Source organism: Salirhabdus euzebyi, assembly GCF_014207435.1.
Taxonomy (GTDB): Bacteria; Bacillota; Bacilli; order Bacillales; family Alkalibacillaceae; genus Salirhabdus; species Salirhabdus euzebyi.
Genome location: NZ_JACHGH010000001.1, coordinates 76,127 through 93,963 on the forward strand (window position 1 = coordinate 76,127; position 17,837 = coordinate 93,963).

Annotated in this window: 21 protein-coding genes; 13 read left to right on the forward strand and 8 right to left on the reverse strand. The window is 37.7% G+C overall.

The annotated features are described in order from the left end of the window. Window positions 1–151 precede the first annotated feature (151 nt). The 4 genes from HNQ94_RS00350 (at window position 152) to HNQ94_RS19495 (ending at window position 2,660) form a co-directional block, all read left to right on the forward strand. A complete protein-coding gene (locus HNQ94_RS00350; RefSeq protein ID WP_246199991.1) occupies window positions 152–706 on the forward strand; it encodes a YdhK family protein in 555 nt (184 codons plus the stop codon). Window positions 707–781: 75 nt separating this feature from the next. Then, window positions 782–1,276 (forward strand): LysM peptidoglycan-binding domain-containing protein, encoded by a 495-nt coding sequence (locus HNQ94_RS00355; protein WP_174496265.1) that lies wholly within the window; start codon window positions 782–784, stop codon window positions 1,274–1,276. Between the two features lie 222 nt (window positions 1,277–1,498). Beyond that, on the forward strand, window positions 1,499–1,879 hold the full coding sequence (locus HNQ94_RS19490) for an MFS transporter (RefSeq protein WP_246199992.1): 381 nt from the start codon (window positions 1,499–1,501) through the stop codon (window positions 1,877–1,879). Between the two features lie 76 nt (window positions 1,880–1,955). Continuing rightward, complete coding sequence (locus HNQ94_RS19495; protein WP_246199993.1) at window positions 1,956–2,660, forward strand: MFS transporter; 705 nt, start codon at window positions 1,956–1,958, stop codon at window positions 2,658–2,660. Window positions 2,661–2,715: 55 nt separating this feature from the next. Here HNQ94_RS19495 and HNQ94_RS00365 read toward each other — a convergent pair whose 3' ends face one another. From HNQ94_RS00365 to HNQ94_RS00390, 6 genes are all read right to left on the reverse strand, one after another. Next, entirely contained in the window at window positions 2,716–3,414 is a 699-nt protein-coding gene (locus HNQ94_RS00365; RefSeq protein WP_174496266.1) for a GNAT family N-acetyltransferase, read from the reverse strand. A 312-nt stretch (window positions 3,415–3,726) separates the two neighbouring features. Then, complete coding sequence (locus HNQ94_RS00370; protein WP_174496267.1) at window positions 3,727–4,224, reverse strand: P-loop nucleotide/nucleoside kinase family protein; 498 nt, start codon at window positions 4,222–4,224, stop codon at window positions 3,727–3,729. Between the two features lie 601 nt (window positions 4,225–4,825). Continuing rightward, entirely contained in the window at window positions 4,826–5,104 is a 279-nt protein-coding gene (locus HNQ94_RS19775) for a YrhK family protein (RefSeq protein ID WP_174496268.1), read from the reverse strand. Between the two features lie 210 nt (window positions 5,105–5,314). Next, window positions 5,315–6,310, reverse strand: a complete 996-nt coding sequence (locus HNQ94_RS00380) for an NAD(P)/FAD-dependent oxidoreductase (protein ID WP_174496269.1) — start codon at window positions 6,308–6,310, stop codon at window positions 5,315–5,317. A gap of 33 nt (window positions 6,311–6,343) precedes the next feature. Next, on the reverse strand, window positions 6,344–7,372 hold the full coding sequence (locus HNQ94_RS00385; protein WP_174496270.1) for a FecCD family ABC transporter permease: 1,029 nt from the start codon (window positions 7,370–7,372) through the stop codon (window positions 6,344–6,346). Then, window positions 7,372–8,421: a FecCD family ABC transporter permease gene (locus tag HNQ94_RS00390; protein WP_174496271.1), complete on the reverse strand. Its 1,050-nt coding sequence runs from the start codon at window positions 8,419–8,421 to the stop codon at window positions 7,372–7,374. Before HNQ94_RS00390 ends, HNQ94_RS00385 begins: the two co-directional genes overlap by 1 nt. Window positions 8,422–8,615: 194 nt before the next feature. On the opposite strand from HNQ94_RS00390, the gene HNQ94_RS00395 reads away from it, so the two are divergent. Continuing rightward, window positions 8,616–9,590 carry an iron-hydroxamate ABC transporter substrate-binding protein gene (locus HNQ94_RS00395; protein ID WP_174496272.1) on the forward strand — a complete coding sequence of 325 codons (975 nt, stop codon included), beginning with the start codon at window positions 8,616–8,618 and terminating at the stop codon, window positions 9,588–9,590. A 105-nt stretch (window positions 9,591–9,695) separates the two neighbouring features. On the opposite strand, the gene HNQ94_RS00400 is transcribed toward HNQ94_RS00395, so the two are convergent. After that, on the reverse strand, window positions 9,696–10,133 hold the full coding sequence (locus tag HNQ94_RS00400) for a hypothetical protein (RefSeq protein ID WP_174496273.1): 438 nt from the start codon (window positions 10,131–10,133) through the stop codon (window positions 9,696–9,698). A 162-nt stretch (window positions 10,134–10,295) separates the two neighbouring features. Continuing rightward, window positions 10,296–10,865 carry a TetR/AcrR family transcriptional regulator gene (locus HNQ94_RS00405; RefSeq protein ID WP_174496274.1) on the reverse strand — a complete coding sequence of 190 codons (570 nt, stop codon included), beginning with the start codon at window positions 10,863–10,865 and terminating at the stop codon, window positions 10,296–10,298. A 149-nt stretch (window positions 10,866–11,014) separates the two neighbouring features. Between HNQ94_RS00405 and HNQ94_RS00410 the strand changes: the two genes are divergently transcribed. The 8 genes from HNQ94_RS00410 (at window position 11,015) to HNQ94_RS00445 (ending at window position 17,633) form a co-directional block, all read left to right on the forward strand. Then, window positions 11,015–13,096: an efflux RND transporter permease subunit gene (locus tag HNQ94_RS00410; protein ID WP_174496275.1), complete on the forward strand. Its 2,082-nt coding sequence runs from the start codon at window positions 11,015–11,017 to the stop codon at window positions 13,094–13,096. A 112-nt stretch (window positions 13,097–13,208) separates the two neighbouring features. Next, entirely contained in the window at window positions 13,209–15,026 is a 1,818-nt protein-coding gene (locus HNQ94_RS00415; RefSeq protein WP_174496276.1) for a coiled-coil domain-containing protein, read from the forward strand. A gap of 234 nt (window positions 15,027–15,260) precedes the next feature. Continuing rightward, window positions 15,261–15,803 (forward strand): hypothetical protein, encoded by a 543-nt coding sequence (locus tag HNQ94_RS00420; RefSeq protein WP_174496277.1) that lies wholly within the window; start codon window positions 15,261–15,263, stop codon window positions 15,801–15,803. Window positions 15,804–15,893: 90 nt separating this feature from the next. Beyond that, a complete protein-coding gene (locus HNQ94_RS00425) occupies window positions 15,894–16,061 on the forward strand; it encodes a hypothetical protein (protein ID WP_174496278.1) in 168 nt (55 codons plus the stop codon). Between the two features lie 85 nt (window positions 16,062–16,146). Beyond that, window positions 16,147–16,416, forward strand: coding sequence for a hypothetical protein (locus HNQ94_RS00430; RefSeq protein WP_174496279.1), 270 nt, complete (start codon window positions 16,147–16,149; stop codon window positions 16,414–16,416). Between the two features lie 127 nt (window positions 16,417–16,543). After that, the gene (locus tag HNQ94_RS00435; RefSeq protein ID WP_174496280.1) at window positions 16,544–16,969 is read left to right on the forward strand and encodes a hypothetical protein; all 426 of its coding nucleotides are present in this window, start codon (window positions 16,544–16,546) and stop codon (window positions 16,967–16,969) included. A gap of 115 nt (window positions 16,970–17,084) precedes the next feature. Next, the gene (locus HNQ94_RS00440; protein ID WP_174496281.1) at window positions 17,085–17,300 is read left to right on the forward strand and encodes a hypothetical protein; all 216 of its coding nucleotides are present in this window, start codon (window positions 17,085–17,087) and stop codon (window positions 17,298–17,300) included. A gap of 108 nt (window positions 17,301–17,408) precedes the next feature. Next, window positions 17,409–17,633 carry a hypothetical protein gene (locus HNQ94_RS00445; RefSeq protein WP_174496282.1) on the forward strand — a complete coding sequence of 75 codons (225 nt, stop codon included), beginning with the start codon at window positions 17,409–17,411 and terminating at the stop codon, window positions 17,631–17,633. The last annotated feature ends 204 nt before the right edge of the window (window positions 17,634–17,837 follow it).

The window sequence follows — 17,837 nt, forward strand, 5'->3', positions numbered from 1 at the left end:
ACAATGGACTTAGAATAGCAGGAATGCTTACTACCGTCAACAGAATAAAGGGTATGATTTATGGTGGTAATGGAATGAAATCCCCCTTTTCCCACCTAGAAAAATAGCTCCATCTATAAAAAGGAGAAATTGCTAAAAATAACGCAAAACTTTGCTTTTAACACGAAGGAGATTAGAAAGAAGGATTATTGTAATTACCGTTCTAGTAATTGTTTTATCAGCTTGTACCCCTCATGAGGAACATTCTCATGATCATGACCATCATCATATAGTTATGGAAGGCTCTCCTGAAGTGCCGGAGGATTTAAAGGTAGCAGAGAATCCAACGTATCCGGTTGGGAGTAAAGCTATCAGTAAGGCTGATCATTTGGGTGAAATGATGATGGGAGTGGAAGTGGAGATTGTTGGGGCTTATGTAACAACGGCATACATAACCTCCTATGATCCGTCAGATGACCATCCAAGAGTGGAGAATCATAAATGGGTTGTTCATGAAGAGTTTGTCAATGTTGGAGAGGAAACTTTGGAGCCTGGAGCGGAAGTGGAAACAACCGCGAATCATATGTATGGGATGGAAGGGACTGTTCAGGAGATTGATTCTTCTGTAGAAACGACGGTTTACATGGTTAATTTTACGACAACGGATGGGCATGAAGTTACGAATCACAAATGGGTAACGGAAGAGGAGTTAGAGCCTTTGGAATAGGATTGTATCCTTTTATTCACTATTTCCTAAGTAGGCGAATATCATATATATAAACTGAACTTAGGAGTGAGTGTGTTGCCAATTGTTGATGGTACTTCTTTTGTTTATACCGTTAAACAAGGAGATACATTGTATTCTATTGCATCGAACATAGGAGGAACGGTTCCTCTCCTTGTAGAAGCAAATGCAATCTACCCGCCTGTTACAGATCCGTATCTCATTTTTCCTGGTCAACTATTAGTGGTTTCGAAACCTGGTAAGAGACAGGTGAATCACATCGTTAGCCCGGGAGAAACATTAACCGATATTGCTGAACGGTATGGAACAAGTGTGAATATCCTCCAGGAAATGAATCAAATTGATAACCCTAACTTCATCTTTCAAAATCAAGTTCTTCAAGTCCCTGCACTCATTTACTTGATCGAACAAGGGGACACGTTAAGTGAAATCGCACAACGCTTCGATGTTTCCTTATCCGCTTTACTAAAAGCCAATCGCCAACGTCCTGGTATTTCAACGGATGTTATTTTTCCTGGCTATCAACTTATTATTCCTTCTCAACATACGTAGCTGGGTTGTTTTTGGATAAAATTGGAATCGGAGGCAGGTTTATTAATAATACCTGTCTCTGTTCGTTTCTATAAAAGAAAAGCTATTTTTATACTCCCCTGACTCATTTTTAAGCTTTAGTCCCCAATGAAGAACCCTCAATTGACTCATCAGCAACCCCTATTTTGTAAGCGTAATTTTGCGCGCGGCTTAAAAAAAGTTAAATTTTTGGGAGGCACTCGAATGTTTCAAACAGGTAGAGTACGTTTGGCTATCGGCTGGTTTACATTGCTTATTATGGGAACTGATCTTTTTGTCATTTCTCCATTATTACCATTTATTTCTCAAGAGTATGGGATATCCCCTGCTATGGCGGGATGGATGGTAACAGTTTTTGCATTAACATATGCAATTTCTGCTCCTTTTTTTGGATGGCTATCCGACAAAAAGGGAAAGGGAATCCTTATCACCGCTGGCTTATTTCTTTTTGCTTTTTCAAACCTATTGACTGGTCTAGCTCCTTCCTATTCGTGGTTAATTATCAGTCGTGTTTTAGCTGGATTATCTGTTGCCTCTATTACACCCTTAATTTATGCAATTATTGGAGACATAGCACCTTCCTAACCGACGTGGAATTTGGCTTTCTATTGTCGTTTCCGGACATTTAATGGCTCTATGGGTTGGAGCACCTTTAGGAACATTGTTAGAGTATCTTGTTGGTTGGCGTTCCGTATTTTTTATTATGGCAGCAATCGGTGCAGTTTTAGCGGTTGTCAATTTTAAAACATGGAGATCGATTCACCAAAATCATTTAAGTAGGAATCCCATTCAAAGGAAATTATTTAGAATACTAGGTTCTGTGAGTGTAACAACGATCTGGGCGATTTCGATGTATGCACTTTATGTATATATCGGGGCTGCACTTTATTCCGAAAACAAATTTTCGTCATCTGAAATCGCATTGGCTGTTACCTTTTATGGTGTAGGTGCCGTTTTAGGGAGTCTTATAAGTGGACACTTAACAAGTAAATTTGGAGAAAATATTGTTTCAAAGGTAACACTTATTATTCTAACGGTAACTTTAATTGCGATAGGTATTTTCTTTTCATCAGGCGAGTGGGTCTACTTTTTCCTTTTTATTTGGGCATTGGTTGAATATGCTGGATTCACATCATACCAGGCTCGGCTTGCGGCTGAGTATCCAGAGGAGAGGGGAATTGTGATGGCATGGAACAATACTGCTCTTTATATTGGAATAACACTAGGATCCATGATTGGAGGATATATCATTACAAATTGGGGATATTCCATGCTCCCCTTTGGTTGTGCAGGTTTGGCCGCTTTAAGTTTGATTCTTAGCACTCAAAAGGTAAAAGAGGAAAAGGCTAAGGAGGTATCCGGTTAGTAGCTCAAAAGGCGCTCTTATATGGAATAGAGCGCCTTTTGCTTTCCATTATTACTTATTTAAATGATTCTAGTCGTTGAACTTGAACTCCTTTGTCATCAAAGTTCTCCTCTGCCAACCAGCGTGTTAATGCTTGTTTATGTAGAGGCCATTCTTCTATTAGCATGGAAAACCAGCTAGTGTTTCGTGAGCGGTTTTTATAGATAACCGCATTTCTGAAGGTACCTTCATAGGTAAATCCTAAACGTTTTGCTGTCTGAATGGAGGGAGCATTCAGCGAATCACATTTCCATTCATAGCGGCGGTATTGGAGTTCTTCGAATACATACGTGGCTAATAAATAGTGTGCTTCGGTAGACATTCTTGTTCTTTTTAATGCATCGGAAAAATTAACATTTCCTACTTCGATTACTCCATTTGCCTGATCTATCCTCATTAAACTAAAGTACCCAAGCGGTTTGTTTGTCTCTTTATTTAACACGGCATAATAGATGTATGAACTGCTTTCTATTTTTTCTAGTAATGTCTGTTCAAATGCTTCATAGTTATGAGGTGGTTCGTCCGGTAAGTAGGTCCAATTGCTAGGGTGAGAATTTCTAAAGGCGTTATAGAGGTCATTAGTATGAGCAGGAGATAATCTAGTGACAATGGTATATTTTCCGACATAATACATATCAGAAGGGAATTTTCTTTTCTCCCAATTGTACAACTCCTCACCGATTGGCTGGTTATATTTGTTTACTCTTTGGTCCATTTAATTTTTCTCTCCCTTTTTCTTACGAGTGGGGTCAGACCCTTTTTCTGCTTATATTAGCTTTTGCTATGTAGAGTTAATAGAAGTTTAGAAGGATAATATACCGATGTCAATCGTTTTATGAAGACCGGAAATAGATGTTGGTACAGAATAGGTTACCGAACTCAATCTAGCCAATCAAGCTGCATAATAAAACTCTAACTTTTTGGGGTAACCATCACATCGATTTGAAACTTTTCTTGCTCACCTATCATATAGAGTACCTCTAAGAAACAGAAGGTACTCTATACACATGAATCATTGAACTAATTGTTAGTCTTTTCCGCTAAACTCTAAAATATTTAAACCCTCGGATGCTTCTGGTGCTTCAAAAAATTTCGTAATATGATTAAACACTTCTTCCGTGTCAAAAGCTGCTCTTTCGGGTTGTTCTTTACGCCTTTGTGCAATTTGACGTAAGCATTGCTCGTTATTTAGGTTAAGGAAAATTAGTTGATGGTTTGCATTGACCTCTAACGCCATATCCAAAAACCACTTTCGCAGTTTTTGCGTATTAGCTGGAAAATCCATCACTACATCTGTACCTACACTTAATATGTTTTGAACATGCTTTTTAACCAATGGCTTCAGCTGTGTTGAGAATTTTATATAGTCCTCAAATGATGCAATCTGATTGGGATAAAGAGAGGAAAGCCATTCATCCTCAGACAATAGTACCGCATGTTTATCTATCGCCAATTGTTTTGATTTAGTTGATTTTCCTGCGCCCATTTTTCCACAGAAAAAGTATAGCGTTCCTAATTTTTTCATATTTTTCAACTCCACGCTTATTTTAGTTATTTTAACATAAACCCCCAATAAACCTTTCCGCAACAAGAATATCTCATTAGTAGCATCGAAAATTAATATAAAATAATTTTAACACTCGTATTAGCAACATAATTTCACGCTGTACATAAATCTATGTGCGTTTGTTAAAAAGGTTGCTAATTGGAAAAACAGTATATTTTCAAACATAAAGATGCTTAATTTATGATAATTATGAGAATAGCACCCTTACTAAATTCGCTTTTTTAACCGAATATCTCGATACAAACTGGTTAATCTAATAATGCTATGTAGTAGGGAATTATTTTGATTTAGTTCCCATTAAAGGAATAACCATTTTTCTAAATAAGCAATGCAGGAGGGACTAGCTTGGTTAAAGATTCTTACGCACCAAAAGAAAAAAGAAACGGCGAAGGTAAAAAACCAGATGAGCAAAGAAGAGGAAAAGGGAAATCTGGTGCACGCGGAAATCCGAGGTAAGTATGTGAAAATTAATAGGTAGAATAAAGGTGAGAAAATGGTGATGGATCGTGCATAACCTCATTATTCTCACCTTTTTGTATGTTTTCTTATTTCCATTTTATCAGAACCGTTTTTTTCGAACGTTTTTTAAATGGAACCTTTTGATGAATTGGATCAAAGGTCTTAGTAAAAATAGTGCACTTCCCACGATAAACATCCATATAGCATATATTTCAAGGGAGTCCCAAAGAAAGAGTATACTCCCTATGAGAAAAAAGAGAGCGATAAAAACATCATTGAGGTTATAAATAAATTCATAGCGTTCATCGATAATAATTTCGTGTTGGCCAATTTTGATATCCATGTAATCTGGCTTCTTTTCAATATTGAATTTGTTCATCGTTTTCACCTCACTAAAGTTATTTTTCCCGATATGAGGTACGTAAAAACATTGGTTGGTTGAATAAGAGAGAGAATAAACAATTGGAAACCTTAATAAGAACAATAAGGAAATGAGGATGATCTATCAATCTCTAGTACAAAAAATTTAAAGGTGCGAGAGTACGTAAATGGAAGTCCATCTAACGTCTCTCGCACCTTTAATATGTCACTATTTACGGTAAATCACAGTACTATATACTTGTGCAGGGGCTTTCGGATTGATGTATTTCTTCGCACTGTTTACAGCTGTCAATCCTTCCGTATAACAAGATGCAATAAGCATGGTTTTACCTGGATATGCTGTGGCATCTCCTGCTGCAAAAATACCTTCCACGTTTGTATTCATCTGTTGATCAACAGCTACTCTTCCGCTATCCGTCTTTAATCCCCAGTTTTCGAATGGAGCGGGAACCATTTTTAGTCCGTTGTAAGTAAGTAGGTGATCAGCTTTGATTTGTTCATCGCCATTCTCCGACTTTATCGATACTTGACCTAGCCAACCATTTTCCCCATGAAGTGCTTGAACATCACTGTTTAATTTTACGATAACGGATGATTCCTCCAGACGCTGGAGTTCCTCATCTGCTGCATGCTGAAAGCTAGCTTTATTATTTACTAGGTAAACTTTTGCGGCGATGCTTTCTAAAGTTAGTGCCCAATCCAAGCCAACTCGATTGTTTGATGATATCATCACTTGTTTTCCTGCAAATTGCTGCGGGTTGCTTATCGTATAATGAAGGCTTTTTCCTTCAAAAGTTTCCCTATCGTCTAACGCGGGTTTTGCCGGATCAAATTTGCCGTTCCCAGTTGCTAGTATGACGGTTTTAGCCTGATGCCTTGTACCGTCTGTCGAAGCCAACGTAAACGTTCCATCGTCGTTTTTCGTAATCGTTTCAACCCATTGATTATAAACGATAGTGGGCTCATGCTTAGCTGCTTGATCTTTCATTTGTTTTACTAGATCGTCTCCAGTGATTTGTGGAATTCCTCCGATATCATAAATGAGTTTTTCCGGGAGAAATTGTGTTACTTTACCACCGAGCTCTGAGCCAGATTCAATCAATTTTGTCGTTAACTCACGCATTCCACAATAGAAAGCTGTGAATAACCCTGTCGTTCCGCCGCCGATGATGATCACATCGTATAACTCTATGTTTTCTTCCATAATATTCTCCCTTACACATATTTTCCTTTACACTTAGCTCTTCATTAACAAATATACAAAATACGATCCACCAACCAAGGAGACAATTAAGCCAACTGGTATTTCTGATGGGGATAATATATTTCGCCCAATCGTATCAGAAAGTAACAGTAGTAATGCTCCCATTAAAGCTGTGATTGGGAGAAACAATTCATGCACGGGACCGACTATCTTTTTAGCTAAGTGCGGGGTAACGAGGCCGACAAAGGCAATGCCCCCACCTACTGATACACTTGCACCTGCTAGGGCAACTGCGATAAAAAGTAAGCCTAGTCTATTTCGTTCCACACGTGCACCGAGACTTTTGGCAACGTCATCCCCTAATTGTAAGGTGTTTAACATGTTGGATAAGCTGATGGCTAACGGAACAAGAATCAATACCCACGGTAGAAGGGCGAGCACATACGTCCAGTCTGCTCCTGCAATGTTCCCAGACAGCCAAACAGTTGCTCGTGTAAAGTCATTCGGGTCCATTCTTAGCTGAAACATAATGATTAAGGCAGCGAATGCACTGTTGATCCCAATACCTACTAAAATTAACCGAATTGGTGAGATGCCTTTTTTCCATGAAATCAAATAGATTAAAATGGCAGCAACCATCGCTCCTGTTAAAGCAGTGAGTGGTAAAAGGAATGTCGAGATTGATGACACTTCTGCCATGCTGTTTTGAAATAAATAGATGTATAAAACAACAGCAAAACCTGCACCAGCATTAATCCCGATAATCCCTGGATCCGCTAACTCATTATTCGTAATGCTTTGTAAAATCGCTCCAGATATGGCCATTGCTGCCCCGATTAAAAGGGCTATGACAATCCGAGGAAGTCGGAAATGAAACAGGACCATACTGTTGTATTCGTCTCCGAGACCGAGAAAAGTTTTCACGACCTCTAGAGGTGGAATAGATATGACACCTAAGTTTAAGTTGACTAAAATAGTCCCAATAATCGCAAGGAATAAAATAATACCAACGAGCCATGCCTTTTTCGTATGTTTTGCGCCTAATTCTTTCAATGGTTTCATTACATCTTCCCCCCTTCACGACGTGCCAAGTAGAGGAAGAAAGGAACACCGATTAATGCGGTCACCGTTCCTACTGGTGTTTCAAAAGGTGGATTAATCATTCGGGATGCCGTGTCTGCAATGACTAGTAGTAAGGCACCTAATACGGCGGAACAAGGAATAATCCACCTGTAATCGACCCCGACAAGGAATCGAGTAATATGGGGGATAACTAATCCAATGAAGCCAATTGTGCCAGCAACCGATACAGCTGCACCAGTAAGTAATAAAACAACAATTATACCTAATGCTTTAATCAAAAGTGTCTGTTGTCCTAAGCCTTTTGCTACATCGTCTCCTAGATTTAAAACCGTAATCGATTTGGCTAGGAAAAAGGCCATAATGAGGCCGATTAAGGCAACGGGTGCAAGGAGCTGGACATGGATCCATTGGACACTTGATACGCCGCCTGCATACCAAAAACTAATATCCTTCGCTACATTGAAATGGATAGCAATTGCGGAAGATAAGGAAGTTAGAATGGCAGTTATAGCTGTACCAGCAAGGGCAAGCTTAACGGTGGTCAAGCCTGTTTTGGAAATAGATCCTACACCGAATACGATTCCAACACCGAGACCTGCTCCGGCAAACGCCCAAAGCATCATGACAAAGTTAGAAGCTCCTGGCATGACAACAAGAGCTATAGCCATCATAAAAGTAGCCCCAGCTGTCACACCCATGATGGATGGGGAAGCGAGGGGATTACGGGTCATTCCTTGCATGAGTGCACCGGATATCGCTAGGGCCGCACCAATTAAGGCTGCAGCGAGTGCGCGAGGGATGCGTAGTCCTCTAATAATTTGATGGGATGTAGATGCTGGATCAAAATTGGTGAGGCTTTGCCAAATGGTATGATAACGAATATCGACAGCACCGTATAAAATCGATATGCCAATAGAAAGGATAAGAAGACCTATTCCTCCAAATAATATAAACGTTGCAAAGATTGGTCGCGAACTAGATTTCGAGAACAATTTGGAACGTAATTTTCCTGACGCACTGTTAGCCATAAAATATTTCTCCTAATTTCTTGATAGAGTTTGCGTTTTTGTTGTTGAGAATCATTATCATTATAGTATATACACATTCAAAGAGCAAAGAGATGGAGGCTAAAGGGAAAAATTAGCTGTTGCAATTGATAATGATAATTGTTATCATTTGGGTTATCATAATAGAAAATAACAGAATGAAGGAGATTTGTAAGATGAAAAATAACAAGCTCTACATATTAATGACTTTACTCGTATTTGTACTGCTGCTAGCAGCGTGTGGAAATGACGATGAAAATAATAATGAGCAAACGGAGCAAAATGAGAAAACGGCTGATCAAGCGGAAGAAAAAACAGAGCGCACGTTGACTGACGCAATGGGGAATGAAGTAACGATTCCTGCAGAACCAAAAAGTGTTATTGCTTCTTATTTAGAAGACTACTTAGTAGCATTAGGAATTACTCCAGTAGCACAATGGTCTGTAAGTAACGGTATCCAAGATTATTTACAAGGTTCTTTAGAAGGTGTTCCAACGATTCCTTACGATCTACCTTTAGAATCGGTAGCTAGCTTTAAACCTGATTTAATTATTATGGATTCAGCAGGTATGGTAGAAGGTAATAAATACGATCAGTATAATAAAATCGCACCGACATATGTTATCGGTTCGGAACAAAATAATGACTGGCGCGATGAGTTATTAGAAATCGGTAAAGTATTTGGTGAAGAAGAAAAAGCGGAGCAAGTACTAGCTGATTATGAAGAAAAAGCAGCAGCGGCTAAAGAAGAAATTCAAGCAGCTATCGGTGATGAATCAGCAGCTGCATTATGGTTAGTAAGCAACACGTTTTACATTGTAAGTGAAAATTTATCTAGTGGTGACGTTATGTATGGTGACTTAGGATTAACAGCGCCTAACGTAGTACAAGAAATTTCTGCTAATACAGAAGCGAACTGGTCTGAAATTTCTTTAGAAAAACTAGCAGAATTAGATGCGGATCATATTTTCTTAGTGAACAGTGATAAAGGAACTGGCGCTGAAATGCTACAGGATGATATTTGGCAAAACATCCCTGCAGTGAAGAATGGAAATATTTACGAATATGAATCCACTTCTAGCTGGTTATACACTGGCCCAATTGCTAGCACACAAATGATTGATAATATCCTTAATGATTTAGTGAAATAATGCATTTTTAAAAACCTCCCAAATGTTGTGATTCCAGTATTTGGGAGGTTTTTCTATTATGTCCGATTATTTGGTTGAACATTACCTTTAATTCCGAAAAACCTTTTATGCTGGACTTTCTAATTTAGTTAATGCATTCAATAGCTTATTATTTAGCTCTTCCACACCACCAACATAAAATAACAATACGTTATTTATTCCGAACGCTTTATGTTCCTGCAACTTTGCTGTTGCTGTTGACTCCATAAACTGCTCTATTCCCTTACCTCTGTCAGTAGCCGTTGGAAAAACATAAATGGATAGCGGAGTACCTTCTAATAAATAATCTTCGGGAGAAACACCATTTAATACACTGACAAAAACATTATTGGCCGGTAATTCCGTGTCCATTAGATCTAATCCCTCTTCTTTTATAACATTCTCCACTTCTTCAAAAGTTACAGGCGAATCTTGGCTATAATTTATTTTTGGAGCAACCTCTTGTTGACTACAAGCACCAAGAAGAATGGAAATTAGTAACACAATTAAAGGTCTGACAAACATAAAAAGCCCCCTAAGTATAGGTTTGAACCTAGTCTGAAATTAATCGGTAAAAACATTATTCTCTTTTACTTCCATAAAAAAAGGCTATTCTCCTTCTGGAAGAATAGCCCCCGTTCAACAGCTTGTGAAACAAGATTTTTCGGGGAGTGACAGGCACCTCAATCACTTTACTCCTTCAAGCCCCTTGTTAATGAGCTTGTTTACGATTTCTGCCATTTCCTTCGTTGATTTGTCTATGCCATTGTTTAGCCAGTTTTTCATTACATGAATACTTCCACTAATGATGAAGGTGCTCACATATTCTGTAAGGTCCTCATCAAATTGGGTCATGGTCATCCAATTTTTCTTGAAAAAGTCTTGGGCGAAAGCCATTACTTTTTTCTGGAAGGTAGTGTCTATTTTTTCGTTAAGGAGGGTTTGGCACTCCTCCTGCTTGGACGCAAAGTATTCTAGTAACTTTTCGATTATTTGGAGGGAGTATTCTTCTGTCGGATAAGTGAATTGGTTTAAGTGCTCTGACAAATCCTCAATTATTTCGTCTTCTATGCTATCGAGAAGGTCAAATTGATCGGCATAATGGGAATAAAAGGTAGAGCGGTTGATATCAGCTTCCTGGCATATTTCTTTTACCGTAACGGAAGAAATTTGTTTCTCCCTTAATAGCTTCATCAGACTGTCCTTTAAGACCATTCTTGTATACTTTTTTCGTCTATCTAATTTAGATGTACTCATATAGATCCCCTTACTTTTTCAACGTTTTCCAACACATATTAAGATTATGTTGCCAAAATTACATATGTAATTAAACTGTTTGTTGATTAGCCAACACGGTGTCCAATATAATGATAAAGTGTACCTGGAAAATTGGCAAGAGAGGGTGAATGAAGATCAACATTGCAGCACGGATTATTAAACATAAAAAAGCAATTGCCATTATTTTTATGCTTCTGACGGTCATCAGTGCCTTGGCCTCGTTAACGGTATCGGTGAATTACGATATGAAGGATTACCTCCCAGAAGAGGCGCAATCAACAATCGCAATGGAAGTAATGGAAGAGGAATTTGAGGGCAATGTCCCGACAAACAGAGTCATGATCAATGACGTGACGATTCAGGAAGCTCTGGCATTTAAAGAAAAGCTAGCTGCCATCGACGGTGTGTCAGATGTCACTTGGCTGGACGATGCCATTGATATAAAAGCTCCACTTGAAATGGCGAATGAAGAGGATGTGGAATCCTATTATAAAGATGGGAAAGCATTATTTTCATTCAGTATCCGTGAGGGAGAGGAAGTAGAAATTACGGATGCCATCTATGACCTAATTGGTGAAGAGAATGCCATGGCAGGGGAGTCGCTTAATACGGCTACACAGCAAAAGATGGCTGGAACAGAGTCGATGTATGCAGCCGCTTTATTAGTGCCAATTATCATTTTAATTTTAGTTTTATCGACGAATTCTTGGATAGAGCCAGTGTTTTTCTTAACGGCTATTGGTGTTTCGGTCTTAATTAATATGGGATCTAATGCTTTTCTTGGGGAAGTGTCCTTTGTGACACAATCTGTTGCACCAATCCTGCAGCTTGCCGTTTCCCTCGATTATGCGATCTTCCTTTTGCATAGTTTTGCTTATTATCGAAAACAAGTGGCAGATCCGCATGAAGCGATGGAGCTTGCGATGAAAAAATCATTCTCGGCTATCGCGGCTAGTGCGTCTACGACCTTTTTTGGCTTTATCGCCTTATCGTTTATGAATTTTGAAATTGGTTCTGATTTAGGAATCAATCTAGTAAAAGGGATTTTGTTTAGCTTTATTAGTGTGATGGTCTTTTTACCTGCACTGACGCTTATGTTTTATAAATGGATTGATAAAACACAGCACAAACCATTCGTTCCTGACTTTAAGAAAGTGGGAAGCAGAGTGGTGAAGTTTAGAATACCTAGCTTGCTTCTTGTCTTGCTTCTGATTGTGCCAGCATTTCTTGCGCAAAGTCAGACGGATTTCACTTATGGAATTGGTGACCAGCCGGAGAATACAAGAGCAGGTAGTGACATAATGAAAATTAGAGAACATTTTGGGGAGAGCACCCCAATGGTTGTCCTTGTTCCAAGAGGGGATATTGCTAAAGAAGAGGAGTTAGTACAAGACTTAGCGAGTATCGATCATGTGTCTAGTGTTCTTGCCTATGTGAACACAGTCGGTGCCGCCATTCCTCCAGAATATTTGGATTCTTCCATAACGGAGCAATTTTATTCCGAAAACTATAGCCGAATCATCCTGCAAACTAACACGAAAACAGAGGGTGAAAAGGCGTTTGCATTAATCGAACAGGTCCAACAAACGGCTGGAAACTATTATAGTGACGATGTCTATTACGTTGGGGAAAGCGTGACGTTGTATGATATTAAAAATACCGTTCAAAAGGATAATTCGTTCGTTAATATGTTGACGATTATTACGGTTGCATTCGTACTGTTCGTGACATTTAGATCTATTTCCATACCTCTAGTGCTGCTTCTGACGATTCAGTCAGCTGTATGGATTAATCTATCTGTACCATACTTTACGGATACATCGTTAGTGTATGTTGGCTATTTACTGATTAGCATTATTCAGCTTGCGGCGACGGTAGATTATGCTATTCTGCTGACCGATGCGTATAAAGATTATCGCAAGGAAATGGGTGTATTCCAAGCGGTGAAGAAGACGGTTGATGAGAAGATCTTTGCTATTGCTATTTCTGCATCGATTTTATCAAGTGTAGGGTTCATTTTATGGATTACATCGTCTAATCCAATTGTTTCATCTATCGGGTTATTACTAGGAAGAGGTGCACTACTTTCCTTTATTATGGTCGTTTTCTTCCTACCAGCGCTGTTACTAGTTTTTGATAAATGGATTAGGAAAACAACTTGGAAAGCTAATTTTTATCGAGGGGCTTCAAAATCTAGGGATACCGAGTAATCGAAAATTTGGGTTAGTGTTGCTACCAACTCGATAAGTTTCACTGCCAATCAGGGGTGGATGATGAAAATCCTCCACTGATGGAAGTCTCATTTAATAAGGAGAAATGATAATGAGGAGAATACGAAAGATTCTACTTGTCTTTGCAGCCGTGATCTTAATGATTCCATCCTTTGTTACGGCGACTTCCAATGACAACAAGTCTGGGTCAGAGGAAGATGTGCCCCAAACAGACGGGGAAGTTTCTTCAAAGGATGAAGTTGTCTATGCAAAGCTAAGTGCTACTGGTGAAAGACAGGAAATTTATGTTGTAAACATTTTAGATATAGCTAAAGCGGGGAAGATTACGGATTATGGTCCGTATACTAGTTTGAAAAATTTAACCGACTTAACGGAATTAGAACAACAAGACAATATAGTGGAATTTGCTGCTCCAGAGGGGAAATTTTACTATCAAGGGAATATGAATGAGGAAGCTTTACCATGGGATATTTCCATTTCTTATTTGTTAGATGGAAAAGAAATTGTCCCTGAAGAGTTAGCGGGAAAAGATGGGCATGTTCAGATTAAAATTGCTACGTCAGCTAATGAAAATATAGATTCCGTGTTTTATGAGAACTACTTGTTGCAAATCTCTCTTTCTCTTAATCTAGATAACTATAGCAACATCCAGGCTCCTGACGGGATGCTTGCGAATGCAGGCAAAAACAAACAAGTAACGTTTACAGTGATGCCGGAGAAAGAGGAAGAGCTGGTTGTTGAAGCGGATGTAGTAAATTTTGAGCTGGATGGCATCGATATTTCAGCAGTTCCATCCTCCATGCCGATTGAAGATCCAAATGTAGGCGATATGACAGGGGATATGGAGTCCTTAACTGACGCTATTGAAGAAATCAATAATGGAGTTGGCGACTTAAAAGATGGAGTTACAGAATTAAACAATGGAGTACAGGATCTACGAGGGGGTTCCAAGGAGTATCATGATGGGATTTCCGCAATCAGCGATTCTTCTTCAGAACTGGTTAACGCCTCAATCGATATTGATGAGGCGCTTGAAACAATGAGTAATTCTTTAAGTGCAGAAGAAATAAGCCTCGGAGATGTTGGAAAGCTTGAAGAAGGACTCACTCAAATGGCAGATGGCCTAAGAGGAACGTCCGATGGCTTGTTGACGTTAAAAGGTAATTTTGCCAATGCATACAGTACACTAAACGAAGCAATGGAAGCTATACCTGCATACGAAATTTCCGATGAAGAAATTCAACAGCTACAAGATAGTGATGCAGATCAAGCGGTAATTGGTAAGTTGCTAGAAACCTATACTACTGCCCAAACGGCAAAAGGAACATATGCAGGTGTAAAAGATGGCTTTGATGCAGTAGGGGTAACATTGGAACAATTAAGTGGTTCCATAATAGAAATGGCTGACAGTCTAGATACAATGGCAGAGGAGCTTTCTTCCTCTCTAGAAAATATGGATATTGCTGATTCCATTACGCAATTACAGGAAGGGCTGAGTGCTCTGTCGTCAAATTATGGAGCATTCCATTCTGGTTTAGTGGATTACACAGGCGGAGTAAGCCAATTATCTGGTGCATATGGTGAAATGCACAACGGGATTGTGGATTTAGCAGAAGGAACAGGTGAGTTACAAAATGGAGCAAGTCAACTGCATGACGGTACGACCGAACTCTATGAATCAACTAGTGATTTACCGGAACAAATGAAAGAAGAAGTCGATCAGATGATGGCAGAGTATGATAAATCTGATTTTCAACCGGTATCCTTTGTTTCACCGAAAAATGAAAAAATTAATTCCGTACAATTCGTTTTCAAAACAGAAAGTATTAAAGTAGAAGAGCCAGAAGAGACAGAAGAACCTGTCGTAGAAGAAAAAGGGTTCTGGGCTCGTTTGAAGGCTTTGTTTTAAGAAAATAGTTGTGATTAGGTGCTAGTCTCCAATGTATGGGGCTAGCACCTTTTTGTTTGGAATTTTTAAAAAGTCAATTGGAATTATATGTTAAAATGGAGATGTAAAGTTTTGCTAACGAAAGTGATGATAAGAACATCTAATAGCAAACGGAAAATTAGGGACTAATATCTTGAATTGTAGATGTATAGCAATAAGGTAGCTATCTTATAACAAAATTTAAAGAGGGGTACCATGAAAAATAATCTGAGTAGTGTTATGTGCTTTATCTTATTTATAGTTCTAACTGGATGTGCAAATAAGGAATTTAGTGAAATATTACGAGATGATCAGATAGAAACGATAGTTCATAAAGAAGTAGTGGATAATGGAGTGGTTATTTTTTATGTGCCCAATAGAGAAGGGGAGGACTCCGCAAAAGTAGATTTTGAAGCAAGGTTTATACAAAAGAACCTGTTTGGTTGGAAAGCAACTTACGACAGGGGAGGAACAACTGCAACATTAGATACTAATCTATATAGTCAATATCTAATGAAAAATAGTGATAAATCACCTTTTCCTTTGTTATTTGGAGAAATAACAACCCCTAAAATAACAACAGTCAAGATTGAATATGGAAACGAAACAAAAATCAAAGAAGCCAAAATAGTCGAAAATAAAGGTAAGAAATTTTGGTTTGCTTTTATAGAAGAACCTAAAGAAAAAATTAAATACACCATTAAGGGATATTCAAAATCTGGACAGGTGATAGAGAAAGCTGAGCAGGAAGCAGGTTGAATGATCTAATTGTTACATAAGAACTATTGCAATTTATGTTAACTACACAGAAGAGTTGAAGGGGAAAATAGCAAAGGAGTGTTTGGACCTATGGAAATAATCATTGGTTATATTATTGGTTTTATTGTATTAGTTTTATTTTTTGTTTCAATATTTAAGTCAGTATCTAGCAGGATCAAAAGTGAAAAAAGAGATATGAATCAGCAAATAACAGATTTAAAAAAGCGTTTAGACAATATAGAAGAAAAAAGCCAATAACGATTGCAGCTCCTACTAAATGCGTCGTTATTTATCCTATCGAAGAGTTGAATAAAAGTTTATTTATAATAGGGGGAGAGTTAAAGTGAATAAATTAATCATAGTGATCTTCTTATCCCTTTCATCTGTTTTATTCTCTTGTAGCAGCATTGAATCTGTACTCTCCGAAGAAGAAGCAAAATCAATTGTTGTAGAACACCGTACTGCGGAGTTTGGTGTTGTTGAAATAAAATCAGTCACTACTAAATTTAACAAATATATAATTGAGTGGGAAAACAAAGAGAATTGTGAGCACGGGACAGATATCGTTAATAAAAATGGAGAAGTGAAAACGGAAGAGTATAACATCTGTTAATCTTTACTTTTCAACTAGCGTGGGACCATGAGTTGATCAATAAGCTCTTCGAATTTAAAGTTACTTAAAAGAAACTTGTGCGAACGCGGGCTGATTAATGAATAAGTAAGACGTGGGGGAGTTTTTAGTGAAGATAAAGGTGTTAGTTTTTGCTTGTATATCCTTAGTTTTTATTTTGTGTACGATGCTAGCTTTATCTGGGAACTTTCCTTCAAGTAATTATGGTAGTGTAGGAAATCCAACCGCAAAGGAGATTTTAAAGGGTAATCCTGATGCTGATATTCTCAAACTAGATGGATTAATTTATTATAACGTGTCTGATGCTGAATGGTTTAATGAGGAAGTGTATAAAAAAGGAGAAAAAATCGGTAAAGTTCAGAAAAAAACAACTAACACTTGGTGGTATCTAAACCTTTATTCTTCAAAACTCCCAAAAGGAACAGCAGTCTTTGCATCTAACGGAACTGATTATAACAAAGGTGACGCCCCAACATTTGTTTTGGTAGAGTTTAGAAATGAATTGTTAGTCTATCACGCAGCAAGAGAAGGATAAGTATATTCAACAAGCTGGGGAATACTGGAATGCTTAACAATCGCATGAGCTATTCATTGTTGAAGTTAAGAAGCAGCAACCTTTAATAAGTTATAGTTTATTTGGAGGAGAATTGATGAAAAGGTTAAAAATATTAAATTATATTTGTTGTTTTATCGTCGGCTTAGGGTTTATGTCATTACCACTACTTGGTGATTCAATGGGTTTGGATTATAACAATATGACTGCTATTTTAAATTGGATATTATTTTATGTCGGATATATTTTGGTTATTGTCTTTGGTATAACAGTTATCATTACAGCTATAAAAAATGAAAATGAAAATAATTAAACATTATTCTATTATCGGTGGCTAGATTTAAAGATTTAGGAGTTTCCCTGGGATCTGCTTTCTTAAAGGAACTGTATAAATACTGTAAGTCTAAGTGAGGTGATACAGATGGATAATCGTTACATCAAACTTTTTATTGCATTTATTGTTAGTGCTTTACTCGTTTTTTTCACTCGTGAAATGAATGGTTATTATGTGTTGTTTATAGACAACTTACCCTACATTGGTTACTACTTACCCGAAATATTATTTGATATATTACATTTAATAGCTATCATATTTTTTTTCAAATTCAGTTATATTTGGATAAAAGAATTATGGAAGTTAAAGTAAAAGCTAACAGGTTCAAGAGTGAGACATGAGGATCGTCAAAAATACGATCTTTTTCTTTTGTTTTTTTAAAAAAAGGATAAATGGAATTATATGTTAAAATTATATTATATATAATTAGATAAATATTAAACTAATCATTAGAAAAAGTAGTCTTTTATTTTATTGATAAGAATGAGATTAGTAAAAGATGATATAACTTTTAGC

Excerpts from the sequence above, each read along its gene's own strand:
- HNQ94_RS19490 (WP_246199992.1), top strand. The coding sequence starts at position 1,499 with ATGTTTCAAACAGGTAGAGTACGTTTGGCTATCGGCTGGTTTACATTG.
- HNQ94_RS00365 (WP_174496266.1), bottom strand. The coding sequence starts at position 3,414 with ATGGACCAAAGAGTAAACAAATATAACCAGCCAATCGGTGAGGAGTTG.
- HNQ94_RS00370 (WP_174496267.1), bottom strand. The coding sequence starts at position 4,224 with ATGAAAAAATTAGGAACGCTATACTTTTTCTGTGGAAAAATGGGCGCA.
- HNQ94_RS19775 (WP_174496268.1), bottom strand. The coding sequence starts at position 5,104 with ATGAACAAATTCAATATTGAAAAGAAGCCAGATTACATGGATATCAAA.
- HNQ94_RS00380 (WP_174496269.1), bottom strand. The coding sequence starts at position 6,310 with ATGGAAGAAAACATAGAGTTATACGATGTGATCATCATCGGCGGCGGA.
- HNQ94_RS00385 (WP_174496270.1), bottom strand. The coding sequence starts at position 7,372 with ATGAAACCATTGAAAGAATTAGGCGCAAAACATACGAAAAAGGCATGG.
- HNQ94_RS00390 (WP_174496271.1), bottom strand. The coding sequence starts at position 8,421 with ATGGCTAACAGTGCGTCAGGAAAATTACGTTCCAAATTGTTCTCGAAA.
- HNQ94_RS00395 (WP_174496272.1), top strand. The coding sequence starts at position 8,616 with ATGAAAAATAACAAGCTCTACATATTAATGACTTTACTCGTATTTGTA.
- HNQ94_RS00400 (WP_174496273.1), bottom strand. The coding sequence starts at position 10,133 with ATGTTTGTCAGACCTTTAATTGTGTTACTAATTTCCATTCTTCTTGGT.
- HNQ94_RS00405 (WP_174496274.1), bottom strand. The coding sequence starts at position 10,865 with ATGAGTACATCTAAATTAGATAGACGAAAAAAGTATACAAGAATGGTC.
- HNQ94_RS00410 (WP_174496275.1), top strand. The coding sequence starts at position 11,015 with ATGAAGATCAACATTGCAGCACGGATTATTAAACATAAAAAAGCAATT.
- HNQ94_RS00415 (WP_174496276.1), top strand. The coding sequence starts at position 13,209 with ATGAGGAGAATACGAAAGATTCTACTTGTCTTTGCAGCCGTGATCTTA.
- HNQ94_RS00420 (WP_174496277.1), top strand. The coding sequence starts at position 15,261 with ATGAAAAATAATCTGAGTAGTGTTATGTGCTTTATCTTATTTATAGTT.
- HNQ94_RS00425 (WP_174496278.1), top strand. The coding sequence starts at position 15,894 with ATGGAAATAATCATTGGTTATATTATTGGTTTTATTGTATTAGTTTTA.
- HNQ94_RS00440 (WP_174496281.1), top strand. The coding sequence starts at position 17,085 with ATGAAAAGGTTAAAAATATTAAATTATATTTGTTGTTTTATCGTCGGC.
- HNQ94_RS00445 (WP_174496282.1), top strand. The coding sequence starts at position 17,409 with ATGGATAATCGTTACATCAAACTTTTTATTGCATTTATTGTTAGTGCT.